Origin of the sequence: Halolamina sp. C58 (assembly GCF_051195095.1) — an archaeon.
Lineage (GTDB): Archaea > Halobacteriota > Halobacteria > Halobacteriales > Haloferacaceae > Halolamina.
On sequence record NZ_JBNTJY010000001.1, the window covers coordinates 907039 to 927670 of the forward strand.

The following is a 20632-nucleotide window of genomic DNA, read 5'->3' on the forward strand; positions in this document are numbered from 1 at the left end:
CACCGGCGGACGATACGCCGCGGGATTGCGGCGATCATTGCCGGCACCGCCGCGAGCCCGGCTGCCGTCCCACGGATACTTACCGATCGGGGGCCACGTCGGGGATATCCTTCCCGCATGACCGAGACCACCGACCGGGGCTCGATCCGAGCGGTCGTCGGGCGCCCCGAAGAACTGCTCGACCGGGCGGGTCGGGCCGCCGAACCGGCCGAGTTCGTCGTCACGCCCGAGCGACTCCACCGGCGGAACCTGAAGCGACGGCTCGCCGAGCGGGCGACGCCGCGGAGCAGTCTCTGGCTCACCGACGCGACGGCGATCGCAAGTCGGCTGCTGGACGCCGCCGACGAACCGAGCGAGACGATCGACCGGATCGACCGGCTCAAACATCTCGAATCGTTGCTGGAACGGGACACCGAGACGAACGAGCGGCTGCGTGCGGCGGTCGGGAGCGATCTCCCCGCCCACGCCGAGACGATCGCCGCGGCACAGGACCGCGTCGGCGAGATGACCGGTTGGGAGAACGATCGTCTGAACGCGCTGTCGACGGTCGCCGAGGGGCTCCCGTCGGTCGCTGCCCGGGACACGGCCGACCTCCTCGCCGGCGTCCGCGCGCTGGAGCAGGGGCTCGCGGAGCGTGTCGGCGCCGTCCACTCGCGTGAGACGCTGCTGCCGGCCGCGGCCGACACGCTTCGAGACGATCCGGCGCTCTGGTCCGAGACGTTCCCGACGGCCGAACGGCTCTCGGTCGCCGGCGTGAGTGCGGTGGACGCCCCGCTGCTCTCGTTGCTGGACGCGGCCACGGCCGCCGGCGTCGACGTGACGCTCTCGCTCCGGCCGGGAACGGGGCCGTCGATCGTCGACAGGCTTCCGGACCGAGCCCCGAACGGCGTCGGTCTCTCGACGGACGGTCGGGACCCGTCGGTCGGTCCCGATCTCGAAGCCACGGAGCTCGTCGCCGACACGCCCGAAGCGGAGGCCAGACTCGCGGCGGGCGTCGTCGCCGCCCACCTCCGCAACGGCGTGTCGCCGAGCGATCTGCTGGTCGTCGCCCGCGACGCCGCGGAGTACGAGCGCCCGCTCCGTCGAGCGATGGGACGGCAGGGGGTGAACGTCGCCGTCTGGGCGCAGCTACCGGTCGAGCGGACGATCCCCTACCGCCAGTTCGCGGCGACCTGTGCCGTCCTCGCGGCCGACGAACTCGGGGTAGAGCGACTACTCGAACCGCTGGAGTTCCACTGGGTTCCGCCGGCGATCGACGACACGGCGGCGTGGCCGCTCTCCACCGCCGACATCGGCGAGCTCCGAGCGGCGCTCACGGCCGATTCCGAGGCGCAGCGCTCGCTCGGTGGGTGGGCAGACCGACTCACGGCAGTCGTCGACGACGGCGAGATCGACCGGGGGCGAGCGCGTCCGCTCCGGACGTTCCTCGACTGGGCCGACGAACAGCCGGGAACGCCCGAGCCCGCCGCGATCCACGACACGTTCGAGCCGCTGGTCGAGGCGGGGCGGGAGTTCGCGCTGCCGGCCGTGTTCGCCGACGACAGTTCCGATCTCGCTCGGACCTCGCGGTACGCCCGCGCGCTCAGTCGGATCGAGGAGCTCCTGACCGACACGCGGGCGAAGTACCGCGAGTGGCTCGACGCCGGCGACGTGCCGCGTTCGTGGCTGGCCGTCGCCGACCTCGCCGAGCGCGTGGTGACGACTCGCCCGGGCCGGCGCGAACACGCCAACGCCGCCGCAGTCGACGTGATCGACGCGACGGACGCGTGGCTCCGGGAAGCGCCCCACGTCGTCGGCGTGGGGTTGGTGGACGGTGTCTGGCCGCGTCGAGTCGAGAGCGTGTTCCCCGAGGCACTCCGGCAGGCCGTCGTCGCGGGCGACAGTGCTGCCGCTCGGCGACTGGCGGTCCCCGGCCGGTGGACCGCCGCCCGCGAGGCCGACCACCTCGCCAGCGGGCTCGGCGCCGCGACCGAGACGCTCTGTTGCACGCGGTACCGACGGGACCGCGAAGGAACCGCGCGGGAGCGTTCGCCCCTGCTCGCGGGCGTGTCGACCCGACAGGTCGACGAGCCGGCGGCGCAGTCGCTACTGACGGCGGGGACGCTCCCCGACGCCCTCGCCGCCGACGGGGGTGGTGCGCGATGAGTGATAAGGAGTCGGCCGGCCCGGCGGAGGAGGGGACGGACGGCTACCGTCGGCTCGAAGGCGCGCAGGCGGAGATTCGCGACGCCTTCTTCGCCGCCGACTCGGGGCTGTTCGTGCTCGACTGCGGGCCGGGGTCGGGGAAGTCCGTCACCGCCGACAGCATCGCCGCGGAGGACCTCGCGCGCAAGGCCCGGGATGGGGTCGACAGCCCCACGGAGACGCTCTGTGTCACGTCGTTCTCCCGCGACGACGCCGCGAGCATCCTCCCCGGCGTCGAGCGCGCACTCCGGGAGTTCGCCGCCGACCCCGACGCGCCGGTCGACCTCGACGACGGGACCGCCACGGAACTGGGGACCGCGCTCCGCGGGAGCGACCGCGTGGGCACGATCGACAGCGTCCTCGGCACGGTGTTCGAAGCCATCACCGGGGAAGTCGGCTTCGAGGAGGTGCCGGAAGTCGGCGACAGCGCCGCACTGGCGAGCGTCCACGGCGACGCGCTCGACACGATCCGGGACGACGGGTCGCTCGACGACGCCCTCGCGACACTGGACGACGCCTACCCGGGCGGACGGTACGACGCCGACACCGCCGATCTGCTCACGGCCGCCCGGAGCGCCTGCCGGGAGCGCCGCCTCTCGGTGCCAGCGCTGCACGAACGGCTGGGAGGGGTCGTCTCCGGATCCTACCCCGACGGGACGCCGGACTCGCTGGCCGACGTGCTGCGGGACACGGAGCGCTTTTTCGGCCCCGAAGAGCGCGCGGCGGTCGAACGGGGGCTAGAAACCGATCCCGACGGCGATCCCGACGCGGTCGTCGACGCCGACGTGGACTGCCACGAGCGGTGGGGCGAGGCCGTCGACGCGCTCTGTACGGTGTTACCCGCCTACCTCGACGCCTACGACGAGGCCTGTCGCGCGTCGGAGGTGCTCGCCCACGTCGACGTGGCCCACTGGGTCGCCGAGTTCTTCGAGAACGAGTCGTACGAGAGCGCGTTCCGGGATCGCCTGCGCCGACGCTGGACCGACCGGCTCTCGACGGTGATCGTCGACGAGGCACAGGATGTCTCCCGGGCGCAGCACGACGCGCTCGCGCCGCTGGTCGACGCCGACACGCGGGTCCTGTTGGTCGGCGACCGCGAACAGTGTATCTACGCGTGGCGGAACGCCCAGCCGAGTCTGTTCGACCGGGCCGCGACCGAGGGCGAGTACTTCGGCGTCGACTGGGCGCCCCACGAACGACGGAGCGCGACCAGATCGTACCGCTTCCGCCCCTCGATCGCGGCCGCGATCGACACCGTGTTCGAGCCGACGTTTACCTACCCGACCCGCGGCGGCGCCGAGGCAGCGGCCGACGGTCGCGAAACCCGGGCGTACGACCGGCTCTCGGCCGTCCGCGAGCCGACGCCCGAGCCGGGCGTCCACGTCGCCGCGTTCCCGGAGCACGGCCGTCCCGGGTCGCCGACGTGGGTCGATCCGGCGGAGGGGCTGGGCGAGGCCGAGGCGCTGGCCGACTGCATCGCGACGGGGCTGGCGTCGGGCCGGTTCGAGTGCGAGGACGGCGAGGAGCCGGGCGTGACGGTGCTGTTCCACCGCCGAACCCACATGGACACGTACGTCGACGCGTTCGCCGACGCCGGGCTCTCGGTGCGGGACACCAGCCGCGCGCTGTTCGACCACCCCCTCGTCGGCGCGGTTTGTGCGGTCGTCGAGTGGCTCCGCGGGCCGACGACGCAGTCGGCGACGCTCGATCTCGTCAACGACGACGACCTGCCGATCGACGGGCTCGTCGACCGGCTCATGCGCTCGGACTGGTCGATCGCGGCCGTGGCCGAGTCGGGAGCGATGCGGGGGACGAAGGCGGCGGTGGTCGACGGGCTCGCCGAGCTCGCGGGCCGGCGCGCCGACCACCTCGCGATGGCGGGTGCGGACGTGGTCAGCGACGTGATCGAGACGCTCTCGCTGGCCGACGACCCGCTGGATCAGAGCGCAACTGCCGTCGACGATGCGGCGGTACTGGACCGACTCGTCGGCGTGGTCGCCGACTGGGAGGGCGAGCAGCCGTACTCGCTGGCCGGACTCGCGACGGCACTGGATCACGCGCGCCGGAACCCGAGAGGCGGGCCCAGCCTCCCGACTGCCGCCGAGGCCGACGTGACGTTCCGCACGATCCACGGCGCGAAAGGCGACGAGGACGACGTGGTCGCGGTCGCGGATCTCGGAAGCGGGGTCGGCCGTTACGGCGCCTACCTCGACCGGTTCGTCGCGCACGGCCGCCACGTCGCGCTGGCCCCCCCGGAGCCCAACCTCGGGAGTGCGTACCCCGACCTCGGCGGGACGGTGCTCGCCGGCGGCCCCTACGACCCCGACGCGTCGCCGGGTGACGGGAGCGCGGGGCTCCGGTGGGCGAGCGAGCGGTGGGTCGAGGGTGACCCGCCCCGGCTGGCGGGGCCGCCGCCGCTCCGGGCGCCCGTCGCGGCCGCACGCGCCGAGCGCTGGCGCCTGCTGTACGTCGCGCTCTCGCGGGCGCGCGACCACCTCGTGCTCCCGCTCCCGGGACGGCGCTCGGAGCCGACGCCGCGGGACCGCTGGGTCGACACGCTCCGGGAGACGCTCTCGTTCGATGCCGACCGCGACGGCGAGTACACGGTCGAGGCGCCCGGCGACCACGACCCGCTGACGGTCGCGGTCCACCGTGCGGACGGCGAGACACCGACCGCGATCGAGGGGCAGGAGGAGGGGGAGACGACGGACCGGCCGGACCCGCTCCCCGAGCGCGGGTGGACGCCGCGGTTCGTCAACCCGAGTACGGTGTACGAGCTCGCCGCGGCGCCGGACGACGGCGTGCTCGCCCACCTGAGCGGGCAGCCGCTCCACGCCGAGCAGGACGGCGTCACGGTCCCGCTGTCGTTCGAGACGATGGGGCCGGAGGTCGTCGGCGACGTGGCTCACGACGTGTTCGCGACCGCGCTGTCGGCCGGCGTCGACCCCGAGACGCTCCGGGACTGTGCGGGCCCGTTGCCGGCGGCGTTGGACCGAGCGATCGACGAGTACGCCCGCGGCGTCGCGCCCGACGAGCGCGAGCAGCTCCGGCGCTACGTAGAGGGGACGCTCTGCCCGCAGTTGGCCGCGACGGAGAGCTACGGGCGGCTGGCGGCGAGCCGCCGGCGGTACGTGGAGGAGCCGCTGGACGCCGTCGTGCGCATCTCGGGACTGGCCGTCGAGCTCGGCGGCCGCGCGGACGTGGTCTCGGTCGATGCCGACGGGGCGTGGCACGTCGACGAGTTCAAGATCGGACTCCGGCCGCCGGAGCCCGAACTCCGGGAGCGCTACGAGCTACAGGCGGCGACGTACGCGTGGCTCCTCGAACGACAGGAGCCGTCGGCCGTGACGGCGACGGTGACGACCGTCGGCGCCCGCCAAGAGAGCGCCACCGTCACCGCCGGGGCGGAGGACGTTCGCACGCTGTTGGATCGGCTGGCTGACCGCCGCTGGGACTGTCAGCGGTAGCTCCACCCCGTTGAGAAGCGTCTACGCGGGGAAAGAGCGTGAAAACGGTGCGATCTACCGACGGTGCAGTCGCTATCGGCGCCTCGACGATCGCGACGCCTTACAGCGTCAGCGACGCCACCAGCGCGGTGACGAACACCGCGACCGCGATCGCGGTGACGCCGGAGGCAGTCCGGTCGTTCTCGGGACCGTCGGTGAACAGCATCGTTCCCACAACGCCGACTACGGCGAGGGCGACAGCCGCCCACGCGTAGGCCATGTTGAGTAGCTCGCCAGCCATACCTGCCCGTTACGGCGCGTCCGTAATAACTCCCCGGTCGCAGCGCGGTCGGCCGAGGTGGACAGCTATATCCGACCCCATCCCCGACAGCGGGGTATGCGGATGGAACTGCGGGTCTGCAAACACTGCTACGAAGGAGAACACGGGAACCCCGAGAAGACGGCAGTGACCCGCGACATGGTCAGCTGTGCCGAGCGGATTCGGGAGTACAAAGACCTGATCGGTATGGACAGCCTCTACATCACGAAAGTGGTCGAGGGCGAGCCCGGCGGCTCCGAGGCGCTGTCGTCGATCGTCGCCTCGATCGAGGACGGGCAGATCCAGCTCTCGGACACCCAGCTGGTGATGGAGGACGACGACGGCAACATGCTCGTCTACCCCGAGCCGGAGGACGTGCTCGAGGTGCTCACGCGAAACATCGACCAGATCCAGCAGCACGCCACCGAGGACGTGACCGTCGAACTGTCGACGGAGAGCGCGGAACTGATCTCCTAACGCCCTCTCGTTCTGCGCTGTCGGAACGCCGTTGGAGCGGCTGCTGTTCGATCGAAAAGAAAGAAAAACCGCGAGTGTGGCGTCAGTCGGCCGCTTCGGCCTCGACGCCGTCGGACTCCTCCTCCTCGGCCATGCGCTGTTCCCAGCGGATGCGGACGAGGTTACCGTACACCGACAGCACCATGCCGAGGAACAGCACGAGCACGCCGATGTTGACGCCGACGGTCAGCAGCAGGTTCGTCGGGCCGCCGCCGACCAGCAGTTCGAGCGACACCGGGTAGCCGGTGTCGTAGATGCTGGCGGTCAGCACGCTGACGATCCCGATCACCGTCGCCGCGCCGGCGAGGTTCGAGGCGCTCCCCCAGTTGGGCGAGAGCTCGAGGTGCTCGATGCCCGTCCCTTCGTCGTCGTCGCTGTGCTCCTCGGGGATCATCGAACGCGGGATGAACGCCTTCGTCTCCACCGGGAAGAACGCCGGGTGGAACCCGTGCTCGAAGATGTGGAACATCACACCCATCAGCATCACGACCCCCAGCAGGCCGTGGAACACGACGAACGCCATCGCCGCGGTCTGGGTCGCGAAGTACTGCATCAGCCCGGTCTTGCTCCAGATGAGCAGGCCCGAGACGGACAGCAGCGTCAGCTCCGCGGCGAAGATGAACACCACGCCCTTGCCGACGTAGCTCAGCAGCGGGATCTCGTCGGCGGTGCCGCCGGCGAACTGGCGGGCGTTGGGGTGGCGCTCCTCGGCGTTACCCAGCACGAACTGGATGTCCTGCACGAACGCCTTCGCGTCGCCGGGCGTCGGCATGATCTCACGGAAGTTCGAGCGCCCGGTGTCCGTCGTCACCATCATCAGCATCCAGAAGGTGATCAGCGCCAGCAGGCCGACGCCGAACGCCCGGTGGAGCGCGGCGACCGCGCCGGAGCCACCCATCAGGGTGAGCATCCACCAGAGCTCGTCGTTGAACATGATGGCGTACCCCGTGAAGAACAGGAAGAACACGTCCATGGCGAGCAGCGAGTGGAACACCGTCGTCATGCGCGTGAACTTCCCGTGATCGAGGTTCGTCATTCGTTCTCACCTCCGGTGTCGGCGTCGCCCCCGTCGGGCACCGCGCGGGACTCGCCCGGCTGGCGCATCTTCGCGGCGAGGCGTCGGAACGAGCCCCAGTGGACGAACACCAGCACCAGGATGAACAGCCCCATCAGCACGTCGACCGCGTGGATGGCTTCGACCATGAACACGAGCCAACCGATCTCGTTGCCCTGCACGAACGCCGTCCCGATCCCGCCGCCGTCGACGGTGGGCGAGACACGGTCCAGCCGCTCGTAGAACACGTTGAACCCGTTGACGACCCAGACCAACCCGAGCGCGACCGCCACCGAGATCACGGCGTTGACCGCGACGACGGTCCCCGAGTAGCTGCTGGCGCCGTTCTCTGCGGTCGAGTTGCTCATACGCCGAACGCCTCCTTGGCCTCGTCCTCACCGAAGACGACCTTCATCGCCTCGTCGTTGAAGAACGTCCCCGAGTCGCGCTTCTCCAGCTCGTCGGCGATCTGCTCGGTCGTCCCCACGAGGATGGCGTCGGTCGCACACTCCTCGGCACAGGCCGGGCCCTTGCCGACGTCCTGTCGCTCCTGACACATCGTACACTTGTCCATCGTGCCGCCGGTACCGAACAGCTCCGCCGAGCCGTCGTTCGCGCCCGGGAACTGCGGGGCGCCGAACGGGCAGGCCGAGAGGCAGTACTGGCAGCCGATACAGACGTCGTCGCGCACGTCGACGAACCCGTCGTCCTTCTTGACGAGGGCGTCGACCGGACAGACCGACACGCAGGGCGCGTTCTCGCAGTGGTAACACTGCATCGGGACGCTGGTCTCGCCCGGGCTCTCGCCCTGGGCCATCGCCTGTGAGGGGTTCGCGTTGAGCCCCTCGGCGCCCTCCTCGCCCTCGAGCATCGTGGAGATGCTGATGCGCTGTTCGTCCTTGGGTACGTCCCAGGTTCGTTTACAGGCGACTACACAGCCGCCACAGTCGATACACGCGGCCACGTCGGGGAAGATGCGCGTATCCTCGCCGGTGCTCATCACCCCTTGGCCGATGACTTCGGTGTTTGATTCGTTAGTAGACATTTTACTGAACCGTCGTGTTGTCGCGGGTGTCGAAGTCCTTCTGCTGGCCGAACCCGTCCTCGTCCTGCGGGAACGAGAACGTGCTCAGATCGACGTTCATGTTGAGCTCGTCGACCAGCTCCTGTGTCGCGGGCCGGACCTTCGCCAGCGCCGCCTTGGTCTCCTGCATCTGGGTTTCCACGTCGTACCCGCGCGAGGTGATGAAGTTCACCGAGTCGCCGATGGCGAACGGCTCGTTGCCGTCGGGGTACTTGTCGAGCAGGCTCTCACCTTTCGCGATGCCGCCCCAGTGGAACGGCAGGAAGATCTCCTCCTCCTCCGGCCCGTGGCCGGGTCGCGGGGTGACGCGGGACTTGACGAGCACCGACCCGCGGTCGGTGGTGGAGACGACGACGAGGTCGCCGCCGTCGATCCCCATCTCCTCGGCCATGTTCGGGTGGATCTCCACGTACATGTGGGGCTGGAGGTCGGCCAGGTACTCGTTGGAGCGGGACTCGGCCCCGCCACCCTGGTGTTCGACCTGCCGCCCGGTCGTCATGACCGTACTGAACGCCGACTCGTCGCCCGGATCGTTCGCGGCCGCGGTCGCGCGCTCCTGGACCGCCGCGTTGTTCTGGTCGAGCCGGTAGAAGTTGGTCTGCTGGCCGTTCGCGGGCCACTCCTCGACCAGGTCGGGACGCGGGCTCTCGACCGGCTCCCGGTGGACCGGAACCGTGTCGAGGAAGCCCCAGACCACGCCGCGTGCGCGGCCACGTCCGGTCGGCGCGTCCGGCTGGGCGTAGTCGTACTGCTCGTACCAGTCCTCGTCGAAGTCCGTCCCGTAGCGCTCGTTCATCGCGACCGCCGTGTCGTAGACGGACTGGTTCGGATCGAGCGCGTACGCGTACGGCAGCGAGAGCTGGTCCGGGTTGGTGTAGTCCTCGGGCAGCGTCGTCGCGAACCCGGGGTACTGCGGGACGCCCTGCACCTCGCCGTCGAAGTCGGACTCCCACTCGGGCTCGTAGGGGTCACGCAGGAGGTTCAGGCCTTCTTCGCCGTCCTGATCGTACGTCTCCTGCATCGGGTACTCCTTGTCCCCGACGTCCATCTCTTCCCACTCCTCGGGTGTCGGCGCCTGAACGCCCCACCGAGCACGGAAGTCCTGCCCGCCGTTGCGCGGGTCGAGATCGTCGTTCCAGATGATCGGGGTGCCGGGATGGCCCTCGCCCCAGCAGGGCCACGGAAGCTGCCAGAACTCCCCGGAGACGGGGAGCCCTTCCTCCTCACAGCGGAGGTTGTCCGTGGAGAACGCGTAGTCGTACTCCTGCTGTTCCTGGAGCCGCTGGGGATCCTGCTGGTAGCCGATCGTCCGGACGCCGAGGTTGACCTCGCGCAGGGTCTCCTCGTAGGTGCTCTTGCCGTTGTAGAGCCCGGAGCCCGACCCCCAGTCGAAGTGGTCGCCGAAGCCGAACCGGGCGGCCAGCTCCTGCATGATCTCGAGGTCCGGCTTCGTGTTGTGCGACGGCGGTCGCACGGGCTCGGACCACTGGACCGAACGGTGGGAGTTGGTGAGCGAGCGGTGGTGCTCGTACTGCGAGGCCGCCGAGAGGATCACGACGTTGTCCTGATCGGAGAGCACCGACGCCACCGAGGGGAACACGTCGACGACGACGACCAGATCCATCCGGTCCATCGCGTCCTTCATCTTCTGCATCTCCGAGATGGAGTTCAGCGAGTGGCCCCAGATGACGACGGCTTTCAGCTCGTCGGGCTGGTACAGCGGCGTCTCGTTGAGCCGCTCCTCCTGGGGGAGCCCGCCGTCGAACCACCGCGCGACGGTCATCCCCTTCTGGAACATCATCGAGCGGTCGTTCGGGAACGTCTCGTCGACCTCCCCTTCACCCGACTGCCGGGCGTACTTCTCCTCCGGCATCAGGTCGTACTCGTCGTACAGCTCCTCGAAGGAGATCTCCCCGCTCGTGTACGGGCTTTTGCTCCACACGTCGGTCCAGTAGCGCCACGAGCCGGGCGAACCGACCGAGTAGTAGCCCGGCAGGATGTGGCTCGCGACGGCGAGGTCGGTCGCCCCCTGAACGTTCGCGTGGCCACGCATGACCTGCAGGCCGCCGCCGGAGCGGGCGGCGCTGCCGGAGGCCAGCGAGGTGAGCGCGTAGGACCGGATGTTCTGGGTCCCGTTGTTGTGCTGGGTCCCGCCCATCGCCCACTCGATCTGGACGTTCGGCGCGTTCTCGGCGATCAGGTCGCCGAGCTCCTGAATCTGCTCCTGACTGACCCACGTGATGTCCTCGACGGTCTCGAGGTCGTACTGATCGAGCTCGGCCTCGACGTCCGGCCAGCCCATGACCCGCTCCTCGAGCATGTCGCGGTCGAGGTTCTGCTCGTCCCGGAGATACTTCATCAGCCCCATCATCAGGGCCACGTCGGTGCCGGGCCGCATCCGGTAGTAGTAGTCCCCGTGGGCTGCGGTCTTGGTGAACCGCGGGTCGACCACCGCGATATCGCCGCCGCGCTTCTGGCCCTCGAGGATGTGCTGCATCGCGATCGGGTGGGCCTCGGCCGGGTTCTGGCCGATGATGATGTTGAGATCGAAGTTGCGGTAGTCGTTGATCGTGTTGGTCATCGCCCCGTAACCCCACGTGTTCGCGAGGCCGGCGACGGTGGTGGAGTGACAGATCCGGGCCTGGTGGTCCACGTTGTTGGTCCCGAAGAAGCTCGAGAGCTTCCGGAACGCGTAGGACTCCTCGTTGGAGAAGTGGGCCGACCCCATCCACATCACCGAGTCGGGACCGTGCTCCTCCCGGATCTGGTTGAGCTCGCTGCCCACCTTGTCGAGCGCCTCGCTCCAGCCGGCCTTGCGCCAGCTGTCGCCGTCCTTGACGAGCGGGTGCTTGAGCCGCCGTTCGGAGTGTTCACTCCCGTAGATCGCGGCACCCTTCGAACAGAGCGAGCCGTTGTTTATCGGGTTCTCGTGCCAGGGCTCCTGCCCGACGAAGGCGTTGCCCTTGCGTTCGCCCCGGAACCCACAGCCGACGGCACAGAAGTTACAGACCGTCTTTGTGAGTTCGCCCTCTTCGTCGGTTCCGTCGACCTCCCCGTCACTTTGTGCGAGTGCCTGCCCCGCGCCGCCGCCCCCGAGGGCTACTGCGCCGGCCAGCGCGCTCGCCTTCAGGAACGACCTGCGGTCCAGGTCGAGGGAGACTGGTTGTGAACTCATTGTTGTATCATGTCGTACCAGCGATACGGACTGGCACGAATTAACGGATACACGAACGGGTACTCCTTGAATCCATCGCACGGCAGTACGGCGATTTTGGCCCGCCGAAAAACCCTCAGGATTGTCAATGAAACTGTATTCGTACACGAATTCCCACCCTTTGGGAACCACCGGAACCAATACCAAGAACGACGAGTCGATCTTCCGTCTCTCGGAAAAACAACTGCCCGTGTCGCAAGCCCTATTGGGGGCGGTAGGTAAGCGCTCGGACGATGAAGGTAGGCGCGTTCGTCTGCGACTGCGGCGCCCCCGACGCCATCGACGCCGAGGGCGTCAGGGAGGGCGTCGGCGACGAGGACGTAGAGGTGGTCGCGAGCGCGAGTCACCTCTGTGGCGACGGGCTCGGGAAGGCCGCCGCCGTGGTCGAGGAGTACGACCTCGATCACGTGGTCGCGACCGCCCCCGACGCCGGCTGCCAGCGGCGGATCCAGGAGATGGCCGAGGCACAGGGGCTCCACCCCGACGCCACCGCGTTCGTCGACCACCGCGAGGGCTCGGGCTGGGTGCACGACACGCCCGAAGCGACCGAGAAGACCGCCCGCACCATCGACGCGACCGTCGCGGGCCTGCGCGAGGAGTCGCCCTCGCGCACGGTGTCGAAGGAGGCCGGCGACCACGTCGTCGTCGTCGGCGACGCCGCCGCCGCCGAATCCCTCTCGGGGCGCGCCGACGTGACGCTGCTCGCGAACGGGCTCGACTTCGGCGAACCGGAGCACGACCTCGACGACGTTGACGTCGAGCGCGGCCGGATCCGTGACCTCTCGGGCTCGTTCGGCGAGTTCGAACTCACCGTCGAGGCCCGCGTCACCGAGGACTGTATCGGCTGCATGGAGTGCGTGAAGCAGGGCCCCGACGAGGCGGTCAGCTCCTACCCGGTCGACATCGCGCCGGACGCGCCCGACGGCGACTATCTCGACTGCTGTCCGGTCGACGCCATCGAGCCCGAGGGTGTCGAACGAACGATCGAGGCGGATCAAGTGGTGTACCCCGGCGGCCCGACGCGGGGTCGCGGGGGCCAGCTGGGCTACTTCTCCCACTTCGACGGCGGCGTCGCCGCGGCCGTCGAGAGCCAACTCGGCGGGATCTCCAAGCCCCAGCATCTCGACATCGACATGGATCTCTGTGCCTCGGGCGACTCCGGCGTCGAGGGCTGTACGCGCTGTACGGACGCCTGCCCGCACGAGGCCGTCTCCCGGCCCGCGGTGGACGAGGTCGCGTTCGACGAGACCGCGTGTATGGACTGTGGCGCGTGTACGTCCTCGTGTCCCACGGGCGCGGTCGAACTCCGCGAGCCGTCGAACGAGCGCCTCGCGCGGGAGGTCGAATCCCTGCTCGATATGGAGGAGGGCGGCCGCATCTCGCAGTTCTTCGGCGGCGACAGCGGCATCCAGTCGCCGGTGATCGCGTTCGTCTGCTCGGAGCAGGCCGCCGACGCCCTGGAGAGCTACGGGCGGCGCGCGGGCCGCGGCGAGGACGTGTCCTACCAGCCGATCCTACCCGTCCGCGTGAACTGTACGGACACCGTCGGCGAGGCGCAGGTGCTCCACGCGCTCGCGGCCGGTGCGGAGGGCGTCGCGATCGTCGGCTGCGGCGACGACTGTCTCCACTCCGGCCCCGACCCGAAGGCCGAACTGGTCGAACGGATGAACATCGCGACGAACGATCTGGAGCTCGGTTCCCGGACCGCGTTCTTCGCGCCCGAGGGCGGCGACCCCGCGGGCTTCGCCGACGAACTCGACGAGTTCGTCGAGGGGCTGGCGCCGTCGCCGCTCCCGACCGGCGAGCACGAGGCCACCGGCACCGGCCGGCCGGACTCCCCCCGGGAGCCGTTCACGACCCACGACTGGGCGCTGGAGTCGCTGCGCCGGATCCTGGAGGAGACCGACCCCGAGCGAGACGTGATCCGCGGGCTGGACACGTTCGGGCGGATGGCGGTCTCCGACGACTGCAACCTCACGCCCACCTGTTCGACGCTCTGTCCCACCGACGCCATCCAGCGCACCAACGACGGCGAACTCCAGTTCAACCACGCCGACTGCGTGAACTGCGGGCTCTGTGAGAGCGGCTGTCCGGAGGGCGCCATCACGATCGAGCCCGGGCTGGAGCGCTCCCGGCTCCCGGAGAACCGCGACGGCGAGGAGTGGGAGCCCGTCTTCGAGGGGGAGATGATCGAGTGTGTACGCTGTGGCACCCCCTTCACCAGCCGCGGATCGATGGAGAAGGTGCAGGACGAGGTCGGCGAGCTCGTCGAGGGCATCGCCGGCGACACCGAGCACAGCATCTTCGAGTACTGCGACGAGTGCCGCGCGCAGATCGTGTTTCAGGGGTAACTAATGGACGAAACCGCCGTTTACGACGCACGCATCGAACTGGTCGACTTCGTGATCGAAGTGTTCCACGACACGCCGGACGAGGCGTTCGTGGAGCGCCTGCTCGCGGGCGAGATCGAGACGCCCGGCGACGAGGTGAACGAGCACCTCGACGCCGGCTTCGCCGCGCTGGAGCAGTTCGTCGCGGAGAACGAGGGGCGCGATCCCGCGGAAGTGACCAACGAGATCGCGAAGGAGTACACCGCGCTGATGGTCGGCCCCCGGCCGAACGTGCTCCCCCACGAGACGTACTACCGGGACGACACCGAGTTCATCGGCGAGGGGCTGGCCGACGTGGAGGCCAGCTACGGCGCCGCGGGCTGGAACCCCCCGGAGGAGTACGGCGAGGAGAACGACCACATCGCCGTGGAGTTCGCGTTCCTGCGGAACCTGATCGAGCGCCAGCGCGCCGGGCAGGACGAGACTGTCGGCTTCGAGCGCGTGTTCCTCGACGAGCACCTGCTGACGTGGCTGGAGCAGTTCACCGACCACATCGCGGAGGAAACCGACGAGCCGCTGTTCATCGCCGGGGCGCGGATCGCCGCGGGGACGGCAGCGTTCGAGGACGAGATCGTCGCGCAGTTGCTGTAGTTCTCGGTTTTTCGTTTCTTCACTTCGTTCGTGAGTGGTGGCGGTCGTTGCTTGCTAGACGACGAACACGACCGCGGAGTTCACTGCTTCCAACTTCGCTACCTCCACGACGAACACGACCGCGGAGTGAGCCTAGCCACTTGCGACCGCAACCGCCCCGCACAGCCCACGGACCTCCCCAGCCGACTCGCTCCCGATGGTCGCTCGTCCCTCGCGCTCGGTCGGCGCACAGAGGCGCCGACGCTTCGCGCCGACCGCGACTGCGGTGCGGTGGCGGTGGACGCCTCGCGGCCGGCAACGGTCGCCGGCCGCGGGGGGAGGGGTGGGGACTCGGCGCTGCGCCGAGCCTCGTGCTCGGCGCACTGCGGTCGCAAGTGGCCAACGATCAGGATGCTGTCGCGGTTGCGGTCTGAGAAGGCACCGAGCGAGACGCTGTCGCGGTTGCGGTCTCAGAAGCCAACGATCGGGACGCTGCCGCGGTCGCTGTTCCAGAGACCGACGAGCGAATTGCTGCCACGATCGCCGTCCCAGAAGCTATCGAGTCGAACTGCAACGCAAAAACGCCAGAACCAAAAAACCGACCGCGTTACTCGTCGTCTTCGAGATCGTCGACCGAGGTCGCGAAGTCGCCGTCCTCGTACTTCTCGAAGTCGATCTCGCCGTCGACCTCGCCCGTGTTGATCTCGTGTGGGCCGCGCTCGTACTCCCAGACCTCGTAGTCGCCGAACGCGTCCATCGCGCCTTCCGGACGCCATCCACTGTCCTTGAAAGCCATACTCGGGGTCAAGAGCCGACGGGGCTTAGTCGTTTTCCCTCACCAGTCGTCGGCGTCGACCGGCGCGCCCGGGCCGGCCCCCGGCTGGATCGAGTCCTCGGGGAGGAACGTCCGGGCGAACAGTTCGAGGTGGAGCCCGAGCACCGCGCTCGGCTCGGCGTCGACGCGCTCGGCCTGCTCTTCGAGCAGCTCCGCGAGCTCGTCGCTGGGCGCGTAGTGGAGCGTCCGACCGTCGAGCTCGAACTCGATCTCGGTTGTGCCGGAGGCGAGGTGTTCGACCTCCAGCAGCGCCTGTTCGAGCTTCTGCTCCAGCGCGTCGTCGTCGTCGAGCATCCGCTGGTCGGCCCACTCCGACGCCGCGTCGGCGAGCCGGTCACCGATGCTGACCTGCAGCGCCATCAGAACGACACCCCCTGGGCCTCGCCCTCGAAGGCGGGCTCCCAGCGCGTGACCGCCTCACAGACCGGACACTCCGTGTCCACGGGGCCGGTTTCGCCGCCGAACCGCGCCATGGAGTCGCACTCGGTACAGACGTACTGCATTATGCGTCTTCGGGCGGCCACGGCTCCGGCGACGGCTCGTCGTGCTCGAACGCGCCCAGCAGCGCGATCGCGAGGACGACGCCGATACCCATCACGAGGACGCCGACGACCCCCGCACCGGGAGTCATGCCGAACGGCTCGGGGTTCCAGTAGTCGAACTGCCCCAGCACGCGGGCGGCGGAGAACACGGTCCACGCGATGGCGGCCAGGATGGCCACCGTCAGGAAGCTTGACTGCTCGAACGCCTCTTTCAGACTCATACAGTGTTCATTGAGCCGTCGGGGCAAAAACCCACGGGTCGCGGGCCATCAGTTCTCGCCCAGCTCCCAGCCGGCCTCCTCGGCGGCGGTTTCGAGCGGGACGAACTCCCAGTCGGCCTCTTGGGCCCACGCCTGTTCGCGCCCGTCGACGCCGACGAGCACCATCCGCTCGGCGTAGAACATCGAGTTGGGCCCCACGGCCGCGAGCCGTTCGGCCGGCCCCGTGCCGGAGCCGTTGAAGAAGTCGAGATCCAGCACGTTGTCGCGCTGGTACTTGTTGATCGTCGACGCGTCCACGTCGCCGACGATGCCGAGGTAGTCGGTCCAGTTCTCGGCGTCGGCCAGCGCGGCGTGGACGTTCCCCAGCCGCCGGATCGCGCGGTAGGAGAACGCCATCGTCATGTCGGCGGTCCGGGTCGGCGCCGAGCCGTGGGAGGCCGCGCCGGGCGTCGACTCCGACTGCTGCACCGGCTGGGCGTTCTCCCACTCCTCGCCGCGAGAGTGCCCGCCGGCGCTCGTCCGACTCGCGCTCGGGGTCGCGCCGTCGCCGCCCTCGGGGGTGCCCGGCTGTGGGTTGTCGGCGTCGGCCGCGGTCGCGTCCGCGGAGGCGCCGTGCTCCCGGGCGGCCTCCCCCCACGCGCGACTGGGCGTGTCGCCGGTGTTCGCGGGATCGCCACTCCGTTCGGCCCCCTCACTCTCGGACTCGCTGTCGGCCGACGGCACGCCACCGGTCGGCGCGTCGCCAGCGTTCGCCGGGCCGCCGCCCGCGCCGCCGCTGTCGACGGGGACGCCGACCGGCTTGTCGTCGTTCTCCCGCGGGATGCGGGGCGTCGCAGTGCCGGTGTCCGCGAAGTCGTCGGCGCCGATGTCGACGCTCCGTTCGGGCGGCGCCGGCTCGTCGTCCGGCGAGCCCTCGCCCTTCCAGAGCCAGTCGCCGGGGTTGGGTCGGTCCTCGTCGCGTTCCTCCTCGGGCTGTTCGACGTCGTCGAGATCGATCCTGTCGGTCATTCTGTCTGGGTGTCGTCGGGTACTGTCGCGTCGCCGGCCGGCGCCGGGGCGTCGGTCGAGAGCGGCGTCTCGGCGTCGATCACGTCGTCGAGGCCGAGCGCGTGAACGAGCTCGTCGGTGGGGAGGCCGTCCCGGCCCCAGCCGCGGTACTCGTAGTAGGCGTCGAGGGTGCGCTCGAACGCCGCGGGGTCGATCGCGGCACCGTCCTCGCGGGCCTGTCGCAGGCGGGCGGGCAGTTCGTCGTCCGCGCGGTCGAACCCCTCGCGGGCGTTGAACAGCCGGACCAGCGTCCAGATCCGCTCGCCGGTCCGGGCCAGCGACGCCGCGTCGTGGTCGATGCCGACCGCGCGGAGCCACTCCGCGCCGAGGTCCTCTCGGAGCACGTCGCCCAGGAAGTCGTCGGCGACGAGGCTCCAGAGCACCGAGCGGGCGGTCTGTGCCTCCGCGACCTCCCGGACGGTCTCGGCGCGGCTCCGGTCGTGGAACACCTCCTCCTCGACCGGCCGGGCGCGCCGGTGACAGCCGCCGCGGTCGCTGGTGGCGTAGGCCAGCGCCATCCCCTCGGCGCCCCGGGGGTCGTACCCCGGCAGCGCCATCGCCTTCACCGTCGGCACCAGCTCCTCGCCGGAGAGGTCGGCGTCGTCGGCGTCTTCGCCGGCCTCCGCGTCGTCTCTTCGCGCCGCGAACGCGGCGGCCTCGGCGACCCCCTGCGCGAGCGCGTCCGCCAGCGGGTCCTCGCGCCGGGCGATCCGCTCCACAAGCTCGCGTGCGGCTTCGTCGTCGCCGAACTCGACGGCCTCGTCCACGACGCCCGCCTCCGCGGCGAGGACGGTCCACGAGACGGCGCTGCCGGACTCGATCACGTCGACGCCGAGGCGGTCACACGCCGCACCCAGCGCCGCGACCGCGTCGAAGTCGTCGATCCCGAGGCCCGCGCCGAGACTGATCGGGGTCGCGCCGCGGGGGACGCTTTCGCCCTCCTCGGTGTCGACCCGGAAGCCGCCGGGGACGCGGTCGTCCTCGCGCTCGCGCTCGATCGCGGCGTCGCGCGCGGCGCCGATCCCGACGCCCTCGCTCCCGTCGAAGCGGCCGGCCTGCCAGCCCTCGGTCGCGAGCGCGCCCACCTCGTCGGCGAACTCGACGGATTCGAGGGTGCCGCTGGCGGCCTGCCAGCGGCCGGTCGCGTGGTCCGCGTACTCCGCGTCGGTGCGCTCCCGGAGTTCCTCGATCGCGGGCGGGATCTCGGGCCGGTCACCGCGGGCGACGACCGCCTTCAGTCGCTTCGCCCCCATCACGGCGCCGACGCCGCCGCGGCCCGCGTGGTGGTCGCCGGCGTCGGACGCGACGGTGGCGTACGCGACCTCGTTCTCGCCGGCCGGACCGATACACGCGACGCTCGCGTCGGGGTAGGCCTCGGCCGTCTCGACGGTGTCGGCGCCCCAGTTCTCGGCCGGCACGAGTTCGGCATCGCCGTCCTCGACGACCAGCGTCGTCGGCTCGTCGGCGACGCCCTGTACGATCACGCCCAGACAGTTCGGCAGCGCGCCGGCGAGCGCGAGCGGGAACTGCCCGCCGGCGTAGGAGTCGAGGAACCCTCCCGTCAGCGGCGACTTGGTCACCGCGGCGTAGCGGGTCTCGCCCGGCAGGTAGCCCGAGAGCGGGCCGAGCGCGAAACAGAGCCGGTTCTCCGGGCCCAGCGGGTCGGCGTCGGCCGGGAGCTCCTCGTAGAGGTAGCGTGCGCCCAGCCCCTTCCCGCCGAGGTATCGCCGGCGCCAGCGCTCGGGCACTGGCTCCTCGGTGACGGCCCCGCGGGTGAGGTCGACGCGAAGTACCGACTCCCGTTGCATCTGTGGTTTCCAGGGCGGGGACGGCTAAAAGGGTTGCTCGACGGTGTGGCTGCCTGCCGGTGCGTACTGGGCTGGAGGGCCGTGGGTCAGCGGTCAGGCCTCGGCGCCGTCGGCGATCACCGACGCGACGCGCTCGTGATCGAACAGCTGCTCCTCCGGCGGGATCTCCGGGTACGGGCCGGAGTCGTACGTCGGCCACTCGCCGAACGCCTCGGGGTAGAGCTGTTTGGCGGTCATCTCGATCTGGAACAGGTTCAGGATCGGGCCCTGATACCGGGCGCCCTGAGCGTACACTCGCCCGTTCTGGACCGCGGTGAGGTCCTGTCCGACCGGATGCTCCGCGAGCTCGCTGCGGATCGCGGCCATGTCGGTGTTCGGGTGCATCCCGCCCAGCGCGAGGATCACGTCGGGATCGGCTTCGAGCATCGCTTCGAGGTCGACCTGCGCGTTCGTCTCGACGTCGTCGCCGAACGCCCCGCGCACGCCGAGCGGGCGGACGTGCGAGGAGAGGATTCCCGGCTGGTCGGTAGCGTACACGTACGGCGCCTCGATATCGCTCATTCCGGCCAGCGTCGCCGTCGGGCGGTCGCGCTCCTCGGGGAGTCCGGCCTCGATCGTCGCGAGCAGGTCGTCGCGGACCGACGCGAGCGCCTCGTAGCGCGCCTCCTCGCGGAACACTCCGGCGACTCTCTCGAACATCTCCCAGAGCGTGTAGTACTCGTACTGGTCGGCCCAGCCCTCCGGCGGCGTCGCGTGCGTGTCGCTGTAGTGGTTGCCGAACCACGGGCCGATGTTGGTCGCGACCTCCTCCAGATCCGCGCGGCTCCACCCCGTGGCGGCGACGCTGGCGGGGTCGGCCAAGTGCACGTCGCTGTTCAGCTCGTAGAGCTTCTCCTTGCTCGGCTCCCACGAGGAGTAGCCCCCGCTCCAGTCGAGGGAGACGCCCGGGAGTCGCGGCGTGAACTGGTTCCAGAGCGCGTCGTAGTAGCCCGGGGCGTGCATCGCGTTCACGTCGTTCCCGCGGCCGAGCGCGAACGCCATCCCCGCGAGGTGGGTCAGCCGGGTGAAGATGCTCTCGGGGACGGCGTCGAACTCGACCTCGCCCATCGGCGCCATCGAGACGGTGTAGCTTCCCTCGTCGGCGGGTGTGGCCGTCTCGGTCGTCGGACGCGACGCTCCGTCACCCTCGGTCGGCGTCGTTTCTCCCCCGGAACAGCCCGCGAGCAGTCCGCTGGCGGCGACGGTGCCGCCCAGTGTCAGGTACTCCCGCCGTGTCGGCTTCTCGTGTGCCATGGGTTTTGGCTAGCCTAAACACGCATATTGTTTTCGGTCTGCCTAAAACAGGGCGGCGGTGCTTCGATCGACCGAGAGGAGGTCGGCGACCCCGACGCGGCCGCGGCGA

The 20632-nt window shown here is 70.0% G+C and carries 17 protein-coding genes; 5 read left to right on the forward strand and 12 right to left on the reverse strand.

What is annotated here, in order from left to right:
• The first annotated feature begins 117 nt into the window (after window positions 1–117).
• Window positions 118–2145, forward strand: coding sequence for a hypothetical protein (locus tag ACQUSM_RS04745; RefSeq protein WP_435116255.1), 2028 nt, complete (start codon window positions 118–120; stop codon window positions 2143–2145).
• Entirely contained in the window at window positions 2142–5651 is a 3510-nt protein-coding gene (locus ACQUSM_RS04750) for a UvrD-helicase domain-containing protein (protein ID WP_435116257.1), read from the forward strand. The genes ACQUSM_RS04745 and ACQUSM_RS04750 overlap by 4 nt, the downstream gene beginning before the upstream one ends.
• A gap of 100 nt (window positions 5652–5751) precedes the next feature.
• Here ACQUSM_RS04750 and ACQUSM_RS04755 read toward each other — a convergent pair whose 3' ends face one another.
• The gene (locus ACQUSM_RS04755) at window positions 5752–5931 is read right to left on the reverse strand and encodes a hypothetical protein (protein ID WP_435116259.1); all 180 of its coding nucleotides are present in this window, start codon (window positions 5929–5931) and stop codon (window positions 5752–5754) included.
• Between the two features lie 96 nt (window positions 5932–6027).
• Here ACQUSM_RS04755 and ACQUSM_RS04760 point away from each other — a divergent pair, with 96 nt between their 5' ends.
• On the forward strand, window positions 6028–6426 hold the full coding sequence (locus ACQUSM_RS04760; RefSeq protein ID WP_053947779.1) for a hypothetical protein: 399 nt from the start codon (window positions 6028–6030) through the stop codon (window positions 6424–6426).
• A gap of 82 nt (window positions 6427–6508) precedes the next feature.
• Here ACQUSM_RS04760 and ACQUSM_RS04765 read toward each other — a convergent pair whose 3' ends face one another.
• Genes ACQUSM_RS04765 through ACQUSM_RS04780 form a run of 4 tightly spaced genes read right to left on the reverse strand, consistent with a single transcriptional unit; the run spans window position 6509 to window position 11778 of the window.
• The gene (locus ACQUSM_RS04765) at window positions 6509–7501 is read right to left on the reverse strand and encodes a cytochrome b/b6 domain-containing protein (protein ID WP_435116262.1); all 993 of its coding nucleotides are present in this window, start codon (window positions 7499–7501) and stop codon (window positions 6509–6511) included.
• A complete protein-coding gene (locus ACQUSM_RS04770) occupies window positions 7498–7887 on the reverse strand; it encodes a hypothetical protein (protein WP_435116264.1) in 390 nt (129 codons plus the stop codon). Before ACQUSM_RS04770 ends, ACQUSM_RS04765 begins: the two co-directional genes overlap by 4 nt.
• Window positions 7884–8564, reverse strand: coding sequence for a 4Fe-4S dicluster domain-containing protein (locus tag ACQUSM_RS04775; RefSeq protein ID WP_435116266.1), 681 nt, complete (start codon window positions 8562–8564; stop codon window positions 7884–7886). The genes ACQUSM_RS04770 and ACQUSM_RS04775 overlap by 4 nt, the downstream gene beginning before the upstream one ends.
• A gap of 1 nt (window position 8565) precedes the next feature.
• Complete coding sequence (locus ACQUSM_RS04780) at window positions 8566–11778, reverse strand: molybdopterin oxidoreductase family protein (protein ID WP_435116268.1); 3213 nt, start codon at window positions 11776–11778, stop codon at window positions 8566–8568.
• A gap of 272 nt (window positions 11779–12050) precedes the next feature.
• Here ACQUSM_RS04780 and ACQUSM_RS04785 point away from each other — a divergent pair, with 272 nt between their 5' ends.
• Entirely contained in the window at window positions 12051–14168 is a 2118-nt protein-coding gene (locus tag ACQUSM_RS04785) for a hydrogenase iron-sulfur subunit (RefSeq protein ID WP_435116270.1), read from the forward strand.
• Window positions 14169–14171: 3 nt separating this feature from the next.
• Window positions 14172–14798, forward strand: a complete 627-nt coding sequence (locus ACQUSM_RS04790; protein ID WP_435116272.1) for a TorD/DmsD family molecular chaperone — start codon at window positions 14172–14174, stop codon at window positions 14796–14798.
• A gap of 586 nt (window positions 14799–15384) precedes the next feature.
• Here ACQUSM_RS04790 and ACQUSM_RS04795 read toward each other — a convergent pair.
• The 7 genes from ACQUSM_RS04795 to ACQUSM_RS04825 all read right to left on the reverse strand — a co-directional run bounded on the left by ACQUSM_RS04795 (window position 15385) and on the right by ACQUSM_RS04825 (window position 20523).
• On the reverse strand, window positions 15385–15573 hold the full coding sequence (locus tag ACQUSM_RS04795) for a hypothetical protein (protein ID WP_435116274.1): 189 nt from the start codon (window positions 15571–15573) through the stop codon (window positions 15385–15387).
• A gap of 39 nt (window positions 15574–15612) precedes the next feature.
• Window positions 15613–15972, reverse strand: a complete 360-nt coding sequence (locus ACQUSM_RS04800; RefSeq protein WP_435116276.1) for a hypothetical protein — start codon at window positions 15970–15972, stop codon at window positions 15613–15615.
• Window positions 15972–16115, reverse strand: a complete 144-nt coding sequence (locus ACQUSM_RS04805) for a hypothetical protein (protein WP_435116278.1) — start codon at window positions 16113–16115, stop codon at window positions 15972–15974. The genes ACQUSM_RS04800 and ACQUSM_RS04805 overlap by 1 nt, the downstream gene beginning before the upstream one ends.
• Window positions 16115–16375: a hypothetical protein gene (locus ACQUSM_RS04810; protein ID WP_435116280.1), complete on the reverse strand. Its 261-nt coding sequence runs from the start codon at window positions 16373–16375 to the stop codon at window positions 16115–16117. Before ACQUSM_RS04810 ends, ACQUSM_RS04805 begins: the two co-directional genes overlap by 1 nt.
• Window positions 16376–16423: 48 nt before the next feature.
• Window positions 16424–17383, reverse strand: a complete 960-nt coding sequence (locus ACQUSM_RS04815; protein ID WP_435116282.1) for a DUF7124 domain-containing protein — start codon at window positions 17381–17383, stop codon at window positions 16424–16426.
• Window positions 17380–19230, reverse strand: a complete 1851-nt coding sequence (locus ACQUSM_RS04820; protein ID WP_435116284.1) for an aldehyde ferredoxin oxidoreductase family protein — start codon at window positions 19228–19230, stop codon at window positions 17380–17382. The genes ACQUSM_RS04815 and ACQUSM_RS04820 overlap by 4 nt, the downstream gene beginning before the upstream one ends.
• Before the next feature lie 93 nt (window positions 19231–19323).
• Window positions 19324–20523: an ABC transporter substrate-binding protein gene (locus ACQUSM_RS04825; protein ID WP_435116286.1), complete on the reverse strand. Its 1200-nt coding sequence runs from the start codon at window positions 20521–20523 to the stop codon at window positions 19324–19326.
• Between the last annotated feature and the right edge of the window lie 109 nt (window positions 20524–20632).